Origin of the sequence: Paenibacillus sp. PvR133 (assembly GCF_017833155.1) — a bacterium.
GTDB lineage: Bacteria > Bacillota > Bacilli > Paenibacillales > Paenibacillaceae > Paenibacillus > Paenibacillus polymyxa_B.
Map to the genome: position 1 here is coordinate 3710664 of NZ_JAFIBS010000001.1, position 20012 is coordinate 3730675.

13 protein-coding genes and 1 pseudogene are annotated in these 20012 nt (G+C 45.8%); 11 read left to right on the forward strand and 3 right to left on the reverse strand.

All coding sequences use genetic code 11. The features are described from left to right. The first annotated feature begins 483 nt into the window (after positions 1 to 483). The 5 genes and pseudogenes from JOE49_RS16535 to JOE49_RS16555 all read left to right on the forward strand — a co-directional run bounded on the left by JOE49_RS16535 (position 484) and on the right by JOE49_RS16555 (position 7004). Positions 484 to 1038: a TetR/AcrR family transcriptional regulator gene (locus JOE49_RS16535; protein ID WP_209941966.1), complete on the forward strand. Its 555-nt coding sequence runs from the start codon at positions 484 to 486 to the stop codon at positions 1036 to 1038. Positions 1039 to 1806: 768 nt separating this feature from the next. Next, complete coding sequence (locus JOE49_RS26915; RefSeq protein WP_481856238.1) at positions 1807 to 4194, forward strand: D-alanine--D-alanine ligase; 2388 nt, start codon at positions 1807 to 1809, stop codon at positions 4192 to 4194. A 79-nt stretch (positions 4195 to 4273) separates the two neighbouring features. Further along, positions 4274 to 4453: pseudogene (locus JOE49_RS26370) on the forward strand (aminotransferase class I/II-fold pyridoxal phosphate-dependent enzyme); the annotation flags it as partial. Between the two features lie 290 nt (positions 4454 to 4743). Continuing rightward, positions 4744 to 6711 (forward strand): ATP-dependent DNA helicase, encoded by a 1968-nt coding sequence (locus JOE49_RS16550; protein WP_209941968.1) that lies wholly within the window; start codon positions 4744 to 4746, stop codon positions 6709 to 6711. Further along, the gene (locus JOE49_RS16555) at positions 6705 to 7004 is read left to right on the forward strand and encodes a DUF6509 family protein (protein ID WP_160790527.1); all 300 of its coding nucleotides are present in this window, start codon (positions 6705 to 6707) and stop codon (positions 7002 to 7004) included. The genes JOE49_RS16550 and JOE49_RS16555 overlap by 7 nt, the downstream gene beginning before the upstream one ends. A 119-nt stretch (positions 7005 to 7123) precedes the next feature. On the opposite strand, the gene JOE49_RS16560 is transcribed toward JOE49_RS16555, so the two are convergent. After that, positions 7124 to 7486, reverse strand: coding sequence for a hypothetical protein (locus tag JOE49_RS16560; RefSeq protein WP_209941970.1), 363 nt, complete (start codon positions 7484 to 7486; stop codon positions 7124 to 7126). Positions 7487 to 7741: 255 nt separating this feature from the next. On the opposite strand from JOE49_RS16560, the gene JOE49_RS16565 reads away from it, so the two are divergent. The 4 genes from JOE49_RS16565 (at position 7742) to JOE49_RS16580 (ending at position 13286) form a co-directional block, all read left to right on the forward strand. After that, positions 7742 to 8665 carry a PLP-dependent cysteine synthase family protein gene (locus tag JOE49_RS16565; protein WP_023988377.1) on the forward strand — a complete coding sequence of 308 codons (924 nt, stop codon included), beginning with the start codon at positions 7742 to 7744 and terminating at the stop codon, positions 8663 to 8665. A 1-nt stretch (position 8666) separates the two neighbouring features. After that, positions 8667 to 9797, forward strand: coding sequence for a bifunctional cystathionine gamma-lyase/homocysteine desulfhydrase (locus JOE49_RS16570; RefSeq protein WP_025724184.1), 1131 nt, complete (start codon positions 8667 to 8669; stop codon positions 9795 to 9797). 135 nt (positions 9798 to 9932) lie between these two features. Next, positions 9933 to 10271 carry a hypothetical protein gene (locus JOE49_RS16575; RefSeq protein WP_023988379.1) on the forward strand — a complete coding sequence of 113 codons (339 nt, stop codon included), beginning with the start codon at positions 9933 to 9935 and terminating at the stop codon, positions 10269 to 10271. A gap of 258 nt (positions 10272 to 10529) precedes the next feature. Further along, positions 10530 to 13286 (forward strand): PHB depolymerase family esterase, encoded by a 2757-nt coding sequence (locus tag JOE49_RS16580; protein WP_209941972.1) that lies wholly within the window; start codon positions 10530 to 10532, stop codon positions 13284 to 13286. A gap of 146 nt (positions 13287 to 13432) precedes the next feature. Here JOE49_RS16580 and JOE49_RS16585 read toward each other — a convergent pair whose 3' ends face one another. Together JOE49_RS16585 and JOE49_RS16590 are read right to left on the reverse strand one after the other, a co-directional pair. Next, positions 13433 to 14350, reverse strand: a complete 918-nt coding sequence (locus JOE49_RS16585) for a hypothetical protein (RefSeq protein ID WP_209941974.1) — start codon at positions 14348 to 14350, stop codon at positions 13433 to 13435. Next, positions 14343 to 14495: a hypothetical protein gene (locus JOE49_RS16590; RefSeq protein WP_209941976.1), complete on the reverse strand. Its 153-nt coding sequence runs from the start codon at positions 14493 to 14495 to the stop codon at positions 14343 to 14345. The genes JOE49_RS16585 and JOE49_RS16590 overlap by 8 nt, the downstream gene beginning before the upstream one ends. A gap of 300 nt (positions 14496 to 14795) precedes the next feature. Between JOE49_RS16590 and JOE49_RS16595 the strand changes: the two genes are divergently transcribed. After that, positions 14796 to 16598 carry a vWA domain-containing protein gene (locus JOE49_RS16595; protein ID WP_209941977.1) on the forward strand — a complete coding sequence of 601 codons (1803 nt, stop codon included), beginning with the start codon at positions 14796 to 14798 and terminating at the stop codon, positions 16596 to 16598. A 24-nt stretch (positions 16599 to 16622) separates the two neighbouring features. Further along, entirely contained in the window at positions 16623 to 20012 is a 3390-nt protein-coding gene (locus tag JOE49_RS16600; RefSeq protein WP_209941979.1) for a tubulin-like doman-containing protein, read from the forward strand.

The following is a 20012-nucleotide window of genomic DNA, read 5'->3' on the forward strand; positions in this document are numbered from 1 at the left end:
TGATAATGCAGCACATTGGAGTTGATATTGGATCATGGCTGGCTCCTTAGGGATTCGGCCTGCCCTCGATTCATAATAAAAGCCTGGCTTGTGGTTTACCACATGCTAGTCTTCGGTATTTTTAAGGGATAATGTTACGTAAGCAATACTAACGTTTCAATTTCGCTTGGCTGGGAAGAAATGGAAGGTCGCATCCGGCGGGAGGCTGAAAACGATAAATTGTGCATTACAATTTTTTCTACACTACCCACGCCCAAGAGCGTATACAGCAACGTCTAATTGATCAATACCGATTAGAAGAACAGTTAAGATCCATTCCCTTTGATACTGAAAGACATACTAGCTTTCGATGGAATGTCCCGAAAACAAATCTTTTTGTGGTTTTTACAGATCAAGTTATAACTAGGCGTATGCCGAGAAAAGTCGCGTACCGGGAACGTAGGGAAAATCAATGCGCATTCGCTATTTGAGTGGGGGGAAAACATGATGCGTGCCGACGCCAGAAAAAATTACAGTCATCTACTTGCAGTCGCGCGTGATGTCGTCGCCGAGCATGGTGTCGATGCGTCTATGCGAGATATCGCCCGCCGGGCCGACGTCGGGTTGGCCACACTGCTTCGTCATTTCCCGACGCGGGAAGCCTTGTTCGAAGCGTTGCTGCGTACGAATTTGGAGGCATTGACGCAGAAGGCAGGCGAACTCGAAACGTCGAATCCACCTGACGAAGCGCTCGTGTCCTGGGTTCGCGAACAGGTGGCTTTCGTCCAAAGCTATAGCGGCGTTGTCGCCTTGATGGCGAGCGCCCACGCGGATCCGGAGTCCGCGCTTTACGCTACATGCGCAGCGGTGCACTCAGCGGGCGAGCGACTATTGCTCCGAGCTCAGACCGAGGGAACGGCGCGCGCCGATATGAATGGGGACGACTTGTTCGCCCTGATATCGGCGCTCGGCTGGCTTGTCGGCCAACCTTCATTCGCGCCACGGACCGATCATCTCTTCAATGTTATCGCAAGCGCCATCTATGCTACCGGAAAATAGCACCCTCCCTGGAGGCCTTAGAGTCTTTCATTGTCGAAATGAAAAGCAAATTTAAACCTGAATAATGTCCTGCAGTTGGGGCATGCCTCCTTCAGATCGACGCATAAATAAAATCCCGCCTGTACTGGCGGGATTTTATTTTGCTAGGACGAAGCGCCATATTATTATAGCTGAATTGAATCTTTACTTGCGTAATTTTCGGTTGCGTCTACGATACTTTGTGTTTCGCTTTAAACTTCTTCTTGATGGCATGTTTAAATCGGGTGGACACAGAGGCAGCTGCGGCGGCTTAGGATCATTGTTATCGTCTTTAACAGTTTTTGCAAAGAGGATGGACTCCAGGCAGCTGCAGGCGAATTCAACCGTTTCTTTCGCACCCTGGAAACCCTTGGACCAAGGAATCCCCTTTCCCCATTCGACTACGTGATTCACCATTTCCATCCATTGTTGTTGTATTTATATTCCTCCTCATCCTTTTGAGCATCTCCGAGTCTGTATATTCCAGGATTCCATCGCTACTGTGTCTAACCATTCAGGAGCCTGTTTTTCCCGTTATCTAAATAAAGCGAAAATTTCAATGTCAATTCATAGTTGAGTAATAGGACATTAGGAATTAAAGTTTGATATAAGGTTCTCACATTTCCTTGAATAATAAAAATAATGTACTATTTAAATGCGATGTGTGCAAAGAACCACGAGGAAACATCTAGGTAGGTGGTTCTTTTTTTATACCTCACTCTGTGACATGATAGCTCTGGGGGCGATGTTGTGTTTCGTGATTTTGAACCTATAGGTGACCGTCCGGTCTATATTCAATTGAAAGATTACATGAAACTTATAATTATAAAAGGTTCCTTACAGCCTCATCAGAAGTTGCCATCTACCCGTGAACTGGGTGTACAGATGAAGCTTAGCCGTAATACGGTAATTTCGGCATATACTGAACTGGAAGAAGATGGATTTTCCTATGCTGTTCGGGGCAAAGGAAACTATGTGGCTGCTGTATCAGGTGGAACAGCGACTCAAGCTTGCCAGATCGATTGGCTGGATCGGATTAGTGATCATGCTAGACTGGCTGAGCAGCTCGACCTGATAAAGCACGGTATTCGTGCACAGAAGAGCACGATTTCTTTTACCAGTATTGCGCCAGACGAAACGTTGTTTGATATAGGTAATGTAAAGCGGGCGTTCATGGATCGCATGTCTGTGGAGGATGATGTACTGCTCAACTACGGATATGCCAAGGGTTATAAGCCGCTTATGGACTTTTTGTTGCGCTATATGCAGCATAAGGGAGTCGATTTGAAGGGCAAGGATATTTTGATTACCAATGGGTTCACAGAGGGCTTAGATATTGTGTTGTCGGCACTTGGAAAAAGGAGTGGCAAGGTGCTGTGTGAAAATCCGACCCATCATACAGCCATTAAGAATTTTAAGTTGCATGGATTTCAAATTACAGGCATCCCAATGGAGGATGATGGTATTAGCTTAACAGAGCTTGAACGGGCGTTGTCTGAACAACCTTACGATTGTGCTTATTTTGTACCTTCCTATCATAACCCTACTGGGATTGTAATGTCCCCGAAGAAACGACAAGAACTGATAAGCCTAATGAACCAGTACGGGATTCCTGTCATTGAGGATGGCTTTAATGAAGAGCTACGCTACACCGGATCGCATGTATCTCAATTAATGGCGGGGGCGGGCAACGGCAATAGTGTGATTTATTTAGGAAGCTTTTCTAAGGTACTATTTCCCGGTATCCGAGTGGGCTGGATATTGGCGGACGCTGAGCTGATTGACTATTTGGAGAGCATTAAGCGAGCGCGTACGATTCATACGTCAACATTGGACCAATCGGTTCTTTATCAATATTTGCACAATGGAAATCTGGAGAAGTACTTGAAGAAAGCACGTACTGAATATAAGCGCAAATATGAGTTGACCATGCAGTGCTGCAAGGAACATATCCCGTATGCTCAGCTTTCCGGTCATGGAGGACTGCATCTATTTGTCACTTTTGATATAGGATTTGATACACGGAAGTTGTTGGAGCTATGTTCAGAGCTGGGAGTAATTTTTACGCCGGGAGATATCTTCTTCACGGATAATCGTGGTAGTAATACGATGCGGTTGGGTTTCTCTCGTGTCACCGATGAGGATATTATCAGGGGAATTAAGATGATTGGTGATTACTGCCAGACAGTTAATGGAATGAGAGGTGTAGAGATGAAGTTAGGCGTTATTATGGGAGGATTATCATCAGAGCGTGAGGTTTCGCTTCAGTCGGGTAAGGAAATCATGGCGCATCTCGACCCGAATCGATATGAAGTTTATCCGATCGAAATAACAAGGCGTGATGAACTGGCTGACAAAGTGAAAGGTCTTGATATGGCTTTGTTGGCTTTGCATGGCTCCTATGGCGAGGATGGTACGATTCAAGGTATGTTGGAGACATTGGGTATTGCGTATACCGGAAGCGGCGTATTATCCAGCAGCCTGTGCATGAACAAGAATGTTTCAAAAAAGTTGCTCCGCTACGAAGGTCTTTTTACTCCAGATTGGCTGTGCTGGGGCAGTATAGGCGACTATTCAGCAGAAGCCGTAGAGAAGCTGGGTTATCCGATAGTTGTTAAGCCGAACTCAGGCGGATCAAGCATCGGAATACAGATTGTAAAGAGCAGCCAAGATTTGAGGGCGGCGGTAGAGGAAGCGTTCCGGTGGGATGTAGAAGTGCTCATTGAGCAATATATCAAAGGGGAAGAATTGACTTGTTCCATTGTAGATGGGAAACTGCTACCGATCATTGGCATCCAGAGCAAGGGCTCGGAGTGGTTTGATTACCATGCCAAGTATGAGGATGGCGGCGCAGAGGAGCAAGTAGTTCATCTGACGCCTGAGGTGGATGAGCGGGTGCGGTCCGCAGCATTGTTGAGTTACTGGACTTTGAAATGTAATGTGTATGCCCGCGTAGATATGCTGCTGAGGGATGGCATTCCCTATGTGCTGGAGATGAACACCTTGCCAGACATGACAAAAAATAGACTACTTCCCAAAAGCGCCCAGGAAGCAGGGGTGACATACAGTCAATTACTGGATGAGAACATATCTTTATCCCTTGAGAAATCTGGTGGAGAGATAGAGACCAGACCGTAACAATGAATTGAAATCAGGGAGTGCTGAGTTATGGGTAAGGGTGAATTTCTCCATTAGTGCGGGATATATCGCCATCTGGCTTACTGCTGAAGCAGTGAAGGAGAAGCTGACCTCCCGCTCAATAGTGTTGATGTTAAACTATCCGAATAATCCCACAGGTTCAATCATGACCTAGGAGGACGGGCTACCGATTGTAGAACTGGTCAAGGCACATAACCTAATTGTTATCTCCGACGAAGTATATAGTGAATTGACATACATGTCAGTATCACATCTCCCGTGAAGTAGCGGAGTGGTCGCCTTTGCCGTGGGATTCTAACCTTGAAAAGATTTATTATAATCAAAGAATCCCAGGGCAACAGCGATCGTAAGATCAAATCCTACGCGCAGCGCCCTCACACAGCCGAACCCCTGCGTCCTTTCTTTTATATAATTTCACGTCGAAATAAAAAAATGTAAGCTGTTCGCACAGTTTCCATGTTCTTTTTAGCTTGTTTTGCGTTATAATGAAAGGATGCACATTATGAACGAATTGGAGGCACAGCCCGATTGACTACTTATCCTTTTGCCTTTGATCCGTCCAAGCCGTTTATTGAGCAGGCAAGTGACTGGATTGCGGATGTATTTTATGAAGTTTTGCCTGAAGTCGGCTTTGAGGTTCGGGATGAACAAATTTATATGGCATTCCAGTTGGAGCGTGCCTATAAGGAAAAGAAAACGATTTTCGCGGAAGCAGGTGTGGGCACAGGCAAAACGCTGGTGTACCTCCTGTACGCTATTGCATATGCCCGGTACATGAGAAAGCCCGCGATTATCGCATGCGCGGACGAGTCGTTGATTGAACAACTGGTGAAACCGGAGGGGGATATCGCCAAGCTGGCGCGGCATTTGAGCCTGACGATTGATGCCCGACTGGGTAAGTCGCCAGATCAGTATATTTGTCTGAACAAGCTGGATAACGTACGAGGCGGATTGGATGATGACGCGGATGTGTTCCGTGATATCTATCAGGACCTGCCGGATTTTGTCCATTTTCCGGATACGCTACAATCCTTTACCCCTTACGGGAACCGCAAAGAGTATCCCGAGCTAACGGACGGACAGTGGAGCAGACTGGGCTGGGATGTATTTCAAGATTGTCTCGTTTGCCATCAGCGGCATCGTTGTGGACAGACGTTGTCCCGTGATCATTACCGCAAAGCAGCGGATCTGGTGATCTGCTCTCATGATTTTTATATGGAGCATGTATGGACCTATGAAGCGAGAAAGCGTGAGGGTCAGCTGCCGTTACTGCCGGAGCACAGTTCTATCGTCTTTGACGAAGGGCATCTGCTGGAGACAGCGGCGCAGAATGCACTTACTTATAAACTGAAGCACGCTCAATTCGAGGCCATTATTACCCGTCTGCTAGAGGGGGAAGTGCGAGAATCGCTGGCAATGACGATTGAAGATGCGATAACCCAAAGTGAGGTTTTGTTCGCTGCGCTCGATAAGAACAGTCAGCCTGTACAGGGTTCTAATCGCAAGGAGTTTACCTTGAATGAGTCGCTGATTCGAGAGGTAAACCGCTTTGGCGATCTGATCGGAACGATTGAAGAAGAGCTTGTATTTGAAAGCGGGTTATTCTCTCTGGATGAGTACCAGGTCAAAATCGTGGAAGAGCATCTGGAAATGATTCAGACGGCGTTGGCCTTGTTTAAGCGCCCGGAACTCCTGATTTCGTGGGTAATGGAGGATCAGGATGGATTAACGCTTGTGGTTATGCCCAAGATGGTAAAAGAGATTCTCAAAGAACGGGTATTTGCACAGCATATACCGATTGTATTCTCCTCAGCTACACTTTCCGTGGAGAACTCCTTTGATTATATGGCGCAAAGTCTCGGTATTGAGAATCCGCTCACGTTTTCCGTTGCTTCACCGTATGATTACAACGACCAGATGCAAGCGGCATTATATCCGTTGCAGGTGGGGCATGATCCAATCCAGAGAGCGCTGACACTGCTGGAGAAATCGCAGGGAAGAGCGCTTATCCTGTTTCCTTCACAGGAGGAACTGGCTGCATTCAAGAAGGATCTCGTTGCTTACCCGGAGGCATCAGCCTATCGTTTTCTGTACGAAGGTTCGGCTGAAATCAGCCATCTGATCTCAGCTTTTCAGAATGATGAGGAAAGTGTGTTGTGCGCTGTTACATTATGGGAAGGATTGGATATTCCTGGACCTTCTCTGTCGCACGTCATTATCTGGTCACTGCCATTTCCTCCGAATGATCCGGTTTTTACGGCTCTGCGCAAGGATGCAGCAGATCCGTTTATTCAGATAGATATGCCTCACATGGCACTTAGACTCAGACAAGGCATAGGGCGTTTAATTCGCTCGCGTAATGATCGAGGCTGGATATCCATCATGGGCCAGGATCTGAACCGCCAAGAAGTACGTACACAGGTTTTACAACTACTGCCTGCGGGCGTAGAATGCACTGTAATCGAAGGAAATCCGGAGGGAATGAAGACATGTTAAATTTTACATCGTACACGGTAGATCAGATTAAAGACGCTTTTGGTATTTTGAGTGGGCAGCGTTATGAATTTATAATTGATGTAGAGGTTGAAGAGGACGACGAGCTTTACACCGAAAACGGGCTGTATATCCGTTGTCTTTATTTAGTAGACGAAGAAAAGACGGGACTGCTAAAGTATGAATTAATTGAAAAAGTAACGAATCGTTACATTGATCTTGAACTTGAAGATGATGAGCTGCAAGCTGTTGCGAACTTCTGTAAAGAACATGTACAGGATGAAACAGTGAAGTAACAGTATAGAACACTTAGCTAGCACAGCTGGTGTATAGCTAACATATAATGAAGATATCAAGGAGTCCTGACATGATCAGGCTCCTTTTTTTATGGTCAAATGAAGAGAACTTATTTGCTCTAGCGCAGTCTATCCCACACATTCACCATAAACAGCATAATACCAGCCGCGAGTAACACCCACCCTATGGCGATCCAAACTCCAGCCTCTGGAATTTCGTAATTTTCACCTATAATTGCCAATATCAACACGGGCAGACCGATATTATGCATCCAAAAATGGATATGTGCCAGAATAGTAACTGAAAGTGCAGGAAAGCTCACATAGATCAGACCTATAATTCCAAGTGCAATCCAACCCAACAAATGGATATGAGACTGAACATTGGACAGACTGTAATCACCCGACACGCCAATAATTACACTAAGCAGCACACTGAGGGCAAAATATACGGCAGCTATCTTCAGAAATTGCTTTCCCATATATGAACTCCTCCTTATGTTGCACGGGGATATTTTGTGACATCTTCTCTATCATATCGAGCAAGCAGGCAGGGTGTGTGGGTATTGTGACTGGTCCATTTGACAAAAGCTTCAAATACACATAAAATCTTATTGCATCAATACTTACCGTATTACTGTGTTTTCTCGGAGATGATAGCGAACTTCTCCGACAATAGGCGTTAATTTTTGACCATTGGTTTATTTTGGATTCGCCATTAAAAGGAGCTTGAAATTATGAATGTATATCAAAATACCCTTGAACTCATCGGACGTACGCCATTAGTGGAGCTGAATAGCTATTCTCTACCGAGAGGAATTCGCCTGTTTGCGAAGCTGGAGTTTATGAACCCCGGCGGCAGCGTAAAGGATCGGGTAGGTAAGGCTCTAATTGAAAAAGCATTGAAAACAGGTCAGCTGAAGCCAGGGGGGACATTAATTGAAGCAACAGCAGGCAACGCAGGTATTGGTCTTGCGATGGCGGCGCTTCATTATAATATCTCAGTTATTTTCGCTGTGCCTGAGAAGTTCAGCCAAGAGAAGCAGGACCTGATGAAGGCATTGGGAGCACGCATCGTTCATACCCCGACAAGTGAGGGGATGAAAGGAGCTATCGAAAAAACAAAAGAATTGGCTGCTGAAATAAAAGATGCATACTTGCCACGGCAATTCAGTAATCCGGATAATCCCGAGGCATATTATACGACAATGGGACCTGAAATATGGAACGATCTGGACGGCAAAGTGGACGTATTTGTGGCAGGTGCAGGCTCGGGGGGAACGTTTATGGGAACCTCGCGTTATCTTAAGGAACAAAATGCAGCCCTTAAAACGGTCATCGTGGAGCCGGAAGGGTCCATTTTGAATGGCGGCGAGTCAGGTCCACATAAAACGGAAGGAATTGGCATGGAATTAATCCCTGAATTTGTGGATAAAGGATATTTTAATGCCATTCACACCATTAGCGATGTTGATGCTTTTGACCGTGTCAAGGAACTGGCTGCACGTGAAGGTCTTCTCGTTGGCAGTTCTTCAGGGTCTGCTTTACATGCCGCTTTACTGGAAGCCGAAAATGCACCGGATGGCGCACATATTGTTACCATTTTCCCGGATAGCAGCGAACGTTATCTGAGCAAAAAAATATATGAAGGCGGGATATAAAATGAAACGCAAAACAAAACTGATTCACGGCGGGCTTCCTACCGATCCCCATACAGGCGCGGTTAACGTTCCAATTTATCAGGTAAGCACTTATGAGCAAGAGGAAATTGGCGTCCATAAGGGATACGAATATTCGCGTACAGGCAATCCGACCCGGTTTGCTCTGGAGGAGCTGATCAAGGATCTGGAGGAAGGAAAGCGTGGTTTTGCTTTCGGTTCGGGTATGGCAGCAATCCATGCGGTATTTTCACTGTTTAATGCAGGGGATCATATTTTGCTGACCGATGATGTATACGGAGGCACCTACCGTATTGTAAGCAAAGTCCTCAGCCGTATCGGAATTGAGTCCACATTTGTGGATACGACTGACCTGGAAGCTATCTCCAAAGCAATTCGTCCGAATACGAAGGCATTGTATGTCGAAACGCCAACGAACCCGCTTTTGAAGGTTACGGATATCCGCGCTGTTTCGGAGCTTGTAAAAAAACATGATCTTTTATTGATCGTCGACAACACATTTGCTACCCCTTATTGGCAGACGCCAATTACACTTGGGGCTGATATCGTCATTCACTCTGCTACCAAGTATTTGGGCGGCCATAGCGATGTTGTAGCCGGTCTGGCTGTTGTGAACAGCGACGAGCTGGGAGAACAACTTCATTTTCTGCAAAACGCCATTGGTGCTATTCTCGGCCCGCAAGATTCTTGGTTATTGATCCGAGGTATTAAAACATTGGGTCTGCGTATGGAAGCGATTGAGCAAAATGCAAAGGAAATTGCAGCCTTTTTGGAAAAACATCCGAAGGTTAGCAAAGTGTACTATCCTGGACTGGAAAGCCATGCACAGCATGAACTGTCCAAAATCCAGGCCGAAGGCTTTGGCGGCATCATTTCCTTTGATGTAGGTAGCGACGCTAACGCGGTTGCACTTCTGAAAAAGGTGAAATATTTTACACTGGCTGAAAGCTTGGGAGCGGTTGAAAGTCTGATTAGTGTTCCGGCACGTATGACGCACGCCTCTATTCCAGTAGAACGTCGTGCAGAGCTAGGTATTACCGAAGGTTTGGTGCGGATTTCGGTTGGGATTGAAGATCTGGAAGATTTGATCGAAGATTTGCAGGCAGCATTGTAAGAAAATAATCGTAATGTTCAAGAGAGGTAGCTGAGGCTGCCTCTTTTTTTGTGTATTGTAGAATAAAGTATTGCTTTCCCTTAATAACCGAGTATAATACTTGGTAATAGATTGAGCCGAAAGGAGAGAGACCCTATGAAACAGATAAAAACACGCAGTTACCTGCAGGTAGATGACTATCTGGATCTTCTTAATTATGCGAAACAATTGAACGATATAGAGTGGCAACAGGAGCTCAAAGAAGCCCTGCGGCATCAATTGCTGGAGAATGGCAAAGAGACTAAAGATTCTGAGATTAATACGCTGTGGCGGCATTTTGATCAGATTAACGATGAATTGCTGAGGTTGTTTGATCTCTTACGAAATAGTAATAACGCGGCGGATCGAAACTCGTGGAGCGAACAGATTTGGGAGCTAAAGTTAGAACGCATTAAGTTGGAAAAGCAAATTCAAGCGAGTTATGCACATTTTTAAAATAGTAACTTATACCCTAGTATTGTTAGCAACAATCATGGCAGCATTAAATAGGTTTTTAGATATAGAAATTTTTAATAACGAAGTGAAGCACTCTGCTTTCTTCGTTTTTTTGTTTTATCATAGCTACTTTTTTGAGAAGAACAGAGGAGTACGTAGAGGTAATAACGAATAGTTTTATATAGTTAAATTGAATGTTAAACGGAATATAACCGCGACTACGTCTCTGAGGAAACAAAAACCTGGAGGGGGAATGTTATGAGGTTCACACATCTGGAAAAAGCAACAACTGTGCTGTCGGATCATCCGGTACGTCTGAGGTCTGCTTATGCAGTCGGTCCGGTCATGCTCCCGGAAAATTGCGGTGTGGGCAGGGAATGGACAAGTTATTTTGCCCATGAGGAATGGAATTTGGAAAAGGCTTGTGATGAAGAAGGAGTAGAGCTTTCAGCCGGAGGAAAGGCAACTTGCCGATTATTGACCGAGCTGGACCCTCGGACTGCCGAACTAAATCTAGGTGTTTTTCCGCCTTTGGCCGAACAAGAAAGGCTTTTGCTGGTTTCAAATCTTCGTTGTATGGCTGCACAGGAAGTGATTTTCAGACCCTTTGAAGGAACGGGACAAATTTGGATAGATGGCACACTGGTATATGCGGAATCCGGTCCATTTCGCTTGTATCTAGAGGAAGGCGATCACACGGTAGTTATCATTGCTGCGTTTATTCCCGAGGAGGCCCGTTCTATTCGTATCAGTGGAAATCAGGTATGCGACGAACCAGATGTGACAGAACTGCATCGTGAATTTGTAGAGCGTAATATACGTTTTCATATGGCTTGGTTAGAGGTTGAGAAAAGTGCTGGCAGGGAGGGTGAAGACAGCCCGATCTTATTTTATTTACTGCGTAAGGATCGGATAGATCTTCCCTTAGATCAAACGTTATGGGTCGAGGTAACGAATGATGAAGGCATGAAGCTGGATCGCTTTCCAGCACATTGGGAGCAGGAGCAAAGCTATGACTGGGACGAGGAAAAGGCCAGGAATACGGGAATGCTGCACTTCACCGTTACATATCGGGATCATGAGGCTGTGGAGCATCATTTTGTGTATTCGGCACTTGTGCGGCCTTTGTCAGTTGTCGTGGAGGGCTTGCAGGAAGAGTATGACCGGTACATTCAAGCCCGCGCTATAGATATTCTTCATTCTGCGCAGAAAATACAAATAGAGGGCCTGCTTGAGGAATTAAAAAGGTTAACGGATTTGCCGGAAGATCCTTTTGAAATCTGGGATTACCGGGTTGTACGTGAATATATCAAGCTATTAAAACAAATCTTCACGTGTGGACATACGGAACAGTCACACTCCCCATCCTTACTTCAAGAAGAACACATCTTTTTGTCTAATGACGGAATTGGGGAAGGATTTTTTGTCTCCCGTTTGGACAATAGTTTGCAACGCTATACCATTCAGCTTCCCAGAAGCTATTCGACTGACCGACAGTATCCTCTGATCGTTCTGATGCCAGGCAAGCGATATGAACTGGGCTTGCCGGATTTTCAGAATCGAGGTTTTGGGCAAGGCTGGGAAGAGGAAGCTATATTCGTTACTTTTTCATGCCGTGGTGTAACGTTGGGCAGTTATATTGGAGAAGCTGCTTTTTTGGAGGCGCTGGATGTCATACTGCAAGCGTACCGAGTGGACGAAGAGCGGATCTATCTGACGGGTTATTCGAACGGAGCATATGCGGCCTGGGCGATGGCACAGGCTTATCCTTCTCGGTTTGCGGCTATTGCGGTTATCTCTGGAGCGCCACATCCCAAGCATCTGATAAATCTGTTGAATATGCCAATATTGAATGTATGCGGAGATCAGGATTACTTATTTGCACAAGCATACACAGCCCCTGTAACAGAGCTTCCATCTGATCATTTTAAAGGTGTCGTAGAGCGGCAGTCTAATCACTGGGATACGCATGAGCTGAGACTTCTGGACGGCGTACTGGGTTGGCTTATGCAATGGAAAAGGGATGTCGTACCTCAGCGTATTGCCTATCGGACGGAACGGGGTAGACATAACCGGGCTTACTGGCTGGAACTGACGCGAATGGATGAAAATGAGGAATATGCCGAGTTGTACGGTGAAATGAGTGCCACAGGTGAGTTGGATATTGAGGCAGTTCACGCCGAAGAATTTATCATTCATCTTTCTCAAGAGGTCATGCCCTTGGAATTGGCCCAAGTTCGTATCGGAGCCCGTATTTTCGTGTTGGACTTGCGGGAATACAGCCGCTTTCGCTTTGTTAAAACACACTCACATAAACGTCCCTCACCTGAATACCGTTTGATTGCCGAACGGGAGGAAGAAAGCAGTGAATGCTTTTCAAAAGAATCGGATGCCAAAAAGGAAATTGTGGATTCGAAAAGCGTGGGAAGAAACGTTTTGAGCCATGGTATGGGTGTGCTTGACGTTTATATGGATCGTCTTCACATTGTCCTTCCATCCAGCTATGCTACACCGGAGGAAGAGCAGGCGGTGAGACGGACGGCGAACGCCTTGGCTAGCCCACGAACAGCGACTTGGAATCCGTATATCGGTGTTCATTATCCGGTGGTGTCTTCCAATGATATTACAGAGGAAGCACTGGCTGATAGCAACGTGATATGTGTCACTTCGGGCTTGTCCAGACATGAGCTGCTTCAGAAGCACCAAGCTGATCTGCAAATTACATGTACGGAGGAAGGGTATACATTGGGCGGCGATTTTACGGCAGGCGAGTATTGTCTGTCATATATTCAACCTAGCCCATGGTCTGCAACCCAGCAAATGCTTGTCGTAGCGACCAATTCCCCCCGTATGTTGGGTAAAAACCTATTTATGCGCAGACTGATTATGCCCGGATACTTTAATGGTCTACACCCGTATTTGAATAAAGAGATTATTGTGTATGATAGCAAGGGAGTGCGTGCTTTGAACTTTACTTCCATTAGACATTCGCAGCAAAAACTGCAAGGCCAATAGCCAATAAAAAAGTAACAATGTTATAATAATCAATAATTAAAAAAACCGTCCGGAGGCACATTGGCGATCCTGACGGTTTTTTGCTGATTCATTGCAGTGATTTGTGATCGGGATGACGTCATATAAAGAAGGGCATTGTGGGCAGCTTAGCTTTTATATTGCTCCATCAGGTACATGATCTTTACTTCATCGGCCAAATCTCCAAAGGGTTCTAACGGATTCTCTTGAATGATATGATATAAACGCTGGACTCGTTCCTTTGGCAGTTTGCGTACATATCTGGAAATGAAAGCGGCATGGGTGACTACGTAGCGCTTTTTACGGACAGCTGCACTGGCTACGCGGACGAGAATATCTTCGCCCCCTGCCAATTCCAGAATACGGCGCTCATAAAAGACTACGTATCGGAATGTCCGGTCCTTGATCAGCTCACGATTGAGTCTGGCAATCTCTCCGATATATCTGACCATAAGCGGCTCAAAGCTCTTGATCAGGAGAGGATCTAGCGTTAATTCCATGTCTTTACGGAGAACAAAAGATTGCAGCAGGGCAACCTGCTGGAGCCTTATCCGATCATTATGAATGAGTACAGCCATCTCACGCAGCATCTCATAGGAGACACGCTCACTGAGCTGCCGCAGGGCAACCGCGTTTTTATGATTAACGTTTAGCCCTTCCTGGATCTGTTCTATACGGCCTCTAAACAGACGTATAAGCTGCCTACGCTGCTCATAAGGATAAATACCCTGCTGTAGAAGCACTAAGGGCAGTAGAAGCAGCGCACCGACGATACCGCATAGAAACATTTGTTGCTGCGAGTGGCCGAAAAAGACAGTAGCGGCCAGCAGTATGACGCCGACGGCAAAGTCTTTACGAAAATAACGTTTGGCTCTAAGTTTGGCATATTGCTCTACAGGAACTAGTGTATCCCGACCACATGATGTACACTTCTCTTCCCAAAGGGCGGTAAATTGCCCACAACGTTTGCAGACTCTTAGCTTTTGGAAGGCGTGCTCTGTGCGGGTAAATGGGCGAAATTGTACAGTTTGTTTGGAACTATTCATTGCGCTCACTTCTCCGGTTCAGCAGTGCCAGAAGCTCGGTGTCGATTTGTGTAATCGACGGGGCGCGTTTTTTATGTATATAGTAAATTAGTGATTTGATGGCGACAAAAAGAAACATAATCACCAGACATCCGTATGAGATCATAGTGTACTTCCTCTTTCTACTTGGATTTTTACTTCAATATTTTACATGGGCGGGTTTCGCTACTGTCATTTTTGTCGTATAAAGGAGAAGGCTGGTGCCCGATTGCCCTTGTTGGGGTATAATTATATCATTACTGCAGGATATTGGTAAAATCACGCGGTATAACAGGCTTTTTGGTTGGATTCAGACCATTCGGGCAGTATTTTCAGCTGGCGCTCATGTAAAACTCATTATAATTTAATAGTAGGGGAGTACAACTGTAATTTAGAATGAGAATTAACCGGCAAAGGGGTACAAGCGATGTTTAGTAGAGACAGAAAATGGTTTTTGGTCATCGGAATCATATGTACAATGATCATGACCTCGATTTTGGCATGGCAGCCACAGATGGCGAATGCCGCTTCACCCTCTGCTTCTAAGGTGGATGCGGTGCTGGTCGTCGATGTAAGTAATTCAATGAACACCAGTGATCCTGGGAAAATTGGCAATGAAGCCATGAAAATGTTCATTGATATGCTGTCGACGCAAAATGACAAGGTCGGGATTGTAGCGTATACGGATGTCGTACAGCGCGAGAAAGCCTTGCTTAATATTACATCCGAAGCGGATAAGCAGGAACTGAAGACGTTTATTGACGGACTGAACCGGGGGGCGTATACTGACACCTCCGTGGGTGTCAAGGAAGCGATCCGCATTTTGCAAGATGGTAAAACAGCTGGACATGCGCCTATGATCGTCATGTTGGCCGACGGTAACAACGATTTTAATAAGACGACAGGCAGAGCCGAAAGCCAATCCGATCAGGATATGGCACAGGCTGTAGCCGAGGCTAAAAATAGCGGCGTTCCGATCTACACCATCGGCTTGAATGCAGATGGGAAGCTGAATAAAAAAAAGCTCGCCGACATAGCGCAGCAAACGGGCGGCAAGTCCTTTATTACAAGCTCAGCGGATGACTTGCCGAACATCTTGAGTGAAATTTTCGCCAGCAATTTGAAGTTGAAAGTGGTGCCTTTGCAGTCCATTACGGCAAACGGCGACTATCAGGATGTAACGGTAACCGTACCGAACGATAGTGTGCTGGAGGCTAACATTTCGATCATGTCCTCGAAACCGGTGGATGCGAGACTGATAGACCCGTCGGGCAACACCAAGCCGATTCCTTCGAGCGATGTGCTGCTGTCCAAGTCCAAAAGCTACTCGCTGATTAAACTGCTCAAGCCTGTGGCTGGTGACTGGAAGCTCCAAGTCAAGGGAGTCCAGCAGGATCAGATTGATATTAATCTGGTGTTTAACTACGATCTGGAGCTGAAAATGGACGCACCGTCCGCCAAATCATACAAAAAAGGCGATGCAGTTCAAATTCGTTCCTACCTGACGAGCAATAGCCAGCAGCTTCAGGATCAGGAATTGTATGCGAATATGAATGCTGTTCTGAAGGTCAAGGATCTGGATTCCGGTACAACGAATGAGGTGCCGTTAACCAATGCAGGGGATTCTTTTACCGGTAGCTATACGATTCCAGATGAGCATGACTACGAACTAACCGTTAGAGCAGAGGAGAAGAGCTTCTACCGTGAAACACAGCCTGTAACCATCAGTGCTAAAGCAGGGGCGACGAGCGGTACGAATACAGGCACAACGCAGCCAACAACACCTGCTGAAAAGTCCAAGCTAATGCCACTCATTCTTTTAGGGCTGGGACTGCTCATTCTGCTGGTTGCCGTATATTTCATCTGGAAGGCTGTCAAAAAGGCCAACCGTGGCTTTGTCGGTCAAATCGTACTGGAAATCCGGGATGAGAACACTGGCGAAAAAACGTATCCACAATACAAGAAGCTGAACACCTTCCGGGGCAAATTTAATCTGCACCAGTTGCTGCAACTGGCACCGGAATTTGCTGGAACCGACAAGGTCGTGTTCACACCAGCCAATCAGGATCGTATCATTGTGCGCAGTACCCCCGAGATTACGATTGAGAAATCCGGACGGGCTGTAGACACAGGCAACGGTCTTGAACTCAAAAACGGTGATCGTCTGACCATCCCGTTAGCCAGTGTGGACAAAACCATTTTACTGGAGTTTATTTCAGTAAACAGCTAAACGAACCCTTAGGAGGTCATATCTATGAAACCAGTAGTTAGAGAGCATATCCAACAATTAGACGTATCACTCGGCGGAGGGATCGTAAGCGATAAGATCAGAGTTGATACAATTGATAATCCTATTTTAATTATCGGACTCGGAGGTACGGGGATTGATGCCCTTCTTCGCTTGAAATATCAAATTAACCGTAGATTCAAGCTTCCAGCAGATCCGATCTCCAAGAAAAAGAGCGATAAACCGGACAATGTGGAATTTCTCGCTTTTGAAACGAATGAACAAGACCGCAACAAAAAATACAAGGGGATTGGTTTGGACCCCATCAATGAGTTTGTATTGCTATCCAATGCGGAAATCGGCGGATTGCTGCAAAACCGCAGCATTCTTGAGCCGTACATTACCGATTGGCTGTCTCCAGAGCTGAGCATTACCGATGGTATGAATGGGGCGGCAGGGGTACGTCAGGCAGGACGATTGCTGTTGTTCACCAAAATCAATCAGGTCGTACAAAGCATTGACAAAAAAATCAAAACCTTGTCTGAAGGCACCAACAAGAAGCTTATGGTGTTCCTGCTATCCGGTTTGTCCGGCGGTACAGGAAGCGGTACTTTCCTCGATATCTCATATATCGTCCGAGGAATTATTGAGCGTGACTATGGCTCTGCAGGTGTAGACCGTGTAAATACATTAGGTTATCTGTTTACACCGGATATTAATTTAGCGAACAAAAGCCTGAGCGAGCATACACGTGAATATATTAAAAAGAACGGCTATGCTGCACTGAAAGAGCTGGACTATTGGATGAATGTAGACAGCCGTGGTGAACGCTTTAAACAGCAGTACGGAAATATTTTGACCGTGAACTCGCCGCTTCCGCCGTTTAATCTGTGTCATCTCATTTCGGCCACGAATACGGAAGGCAAGCTGTTGGAAAATGCTTATGATTACTGCATGAATGTCACCGCCGAGAACATCACCAACTTTATGGCGAGTGAGGAAAAACAGTCAGGTGAAGAGTTTGCCATTCATGACTATATCAGCAATATCCGTACCAACATCGCACAAATGAATAAGGCCTATCCGGCAAACTACGATTACAATATTATCGGGGCTTCCTCGGCGGTACTGCCAATGGAGGAAATGACGACATATCTGGCCTATCGAATGTTTGGCAAAATGTCCAAAATGTTTGAGCAATCGCCAAATCAAGAGGATGTAGAGAAGTTTGCCCGCAAGCTGGGCGTGGATTTGGATAGCATGATCAAAAACTTTGAATCCCGTGTACCTGAGCCGCTTCCGGGCTTTGAAAACAGTGAACGGTTAAGTTATAGCAATGTTGTTAAAATGCAAGTTGTCAATATGGACACCGAGCTGGAGCAAACGTTCCTGACGCGTGCCCGTGAAGAGTATATCAAAGCGAAGAAACAGCTTCCTGGCGAAATTACAGGACAGTTTACGGACCAAATCCGCCGGATGTTTCTGCATCCTGAGCAAGGGCCGTTTTATGTATCCCGCATGATTTATACTGAAAAAGGATTTAGCTTGCTGAAAATGCTGCTGTCATATGTTGAGACGTTGCGTGAATCACTGCACCGTATTCCAACGGACATTGAATGGGCGCGTGAGCAGGCGAACGAAAAGCTGGGCGATGCCAAGAGCGCGTTTGTGTCCAAGGATAAAAAGAAAAATGCGTACATTGAAGCGAAAATTAACGAATATTGGCTGCGGGCTGATGTGGAACGTACAGAGCAGCTCATTGAATTTTATGAAGACCTGTATGACCTGTTGAACAAGGAAAATAGCCGCATTTATAATGTATTTACTGAAATTTTGAACGCATTGAGCGCGATTTTCGAGAAGAATGGCGATCTGCTGATTAACGGCGAGGAACAGTCCGATCACAAAGGTAATAAAACGTACTATTGGAATCTGGTAAGTGTACCGGATATTTCTGAAGTTGTGACCAAGCTGCTGGACAACCGCAACGGTGATGATTTGATTCGTGATTTTGCCCAAGAATTGCTGGAAAATTCAGATCAATGGGTGAAGGATCAGGATATGGACATCATTAGCTCAATCTCCAACTTCTTGACTGATAAGTTCGGTGATCTCATTACCCGTTCCATGGAGGATTTCCTCGTCATGAAATACGGGCAAGATGAAGCCATTGAAAAATTTGTGGAGCGCTACATTGCGAGCAAACTGGATGAGGAAGCTGTACCTGTGTTCCATCTGAGCAATAGCTCTGGCAACTTGTACTTCCCATCATGGGGATTCGTTTCAGTACCTGTACAGTCGCCTAATATCCTGAAAGGCGTTCGCAATTATCAAAATAATGCAATTGGCAAATCACACTTTACTATTAAAGAGAGTGAAGTTCGTAACCGGATTTTCTGGCTCAATACGCGTAATGGTGTTCCTCTGTTTGTATATACGCCGCTCAAAGTGTATGAAGAAAGCTATGAAAAAACGATTCTTGACCGCGAAGGTATTGGCCGTCATCTGGTGCAAACAGGTCAGAACAATTGGACTAATCTGCCGTCGCCGATTCCTGAAAAGTCATGGGGCGAAACTTACGTCAATTCGCGTGTGCAAGCTTACAATGCCCGCATTCGTAATGATTTTGACCGTGCCAAGTCACTTGGCGTGATTCGGGAAAAGGATGTCGATCAGAATACGAGCAGCCGCTTCACTGTAATCCGTTCACATGCGCTAGATCTGAATGCGATGCTGGCAGGCTACGATATGCGCTTGCAGGAATCCAAGCCGAATTTGGGTGAAGTAAAAAGAGCATGGACTGAGTTGAAACGTCTGCTGGCTGAAGGGCTGGAGCAGGCCGGAAGCAAGGACATCTTTGGCAGCATCAATGAAGAGATGGCGAAGGAAAACCTGATCCGTTCACCAGAATTAACACAGGTGGTTCGTGAAGAACTGGCGAAATATACACAAATTGAAGCGAAAGCCGCTGAATTGGAAGCTTTGCTGGGCAAATATCAGGATGAAGAAAAATGGCTGGATCAGTTCATTCAGGCACTCTATACGGACACGATTACGAAAAAAGGTGCTTTGTACGTCTATGATCGCGACGAAGAGGAAGAGGCTTGGGAGCCGTTTGCCAATGTCATGAAGAGCCGTAATTATGTGGAGTTTGAAGTGTTTACAAACTTCCGCGGTTTGGAAGAAAAGAAATTTGCTGCTCTAATGCGCAAGGCGGATCGCCGTGATGCTGTATTGACTTCATCTGAGGATATTACACCATTGCTGGCGAAGCTGGATGAATTGGCTGCAACTTACACAGAGGCCCGCAATCAATTGGAATATGAAAAGGTGGAGCTGGCTAACGGAGCGGAACTTTATGCATTCTATGCTCAAATGGCTGGAAAATTAAACGACATCCGCAGAAAGTTGAAGTAA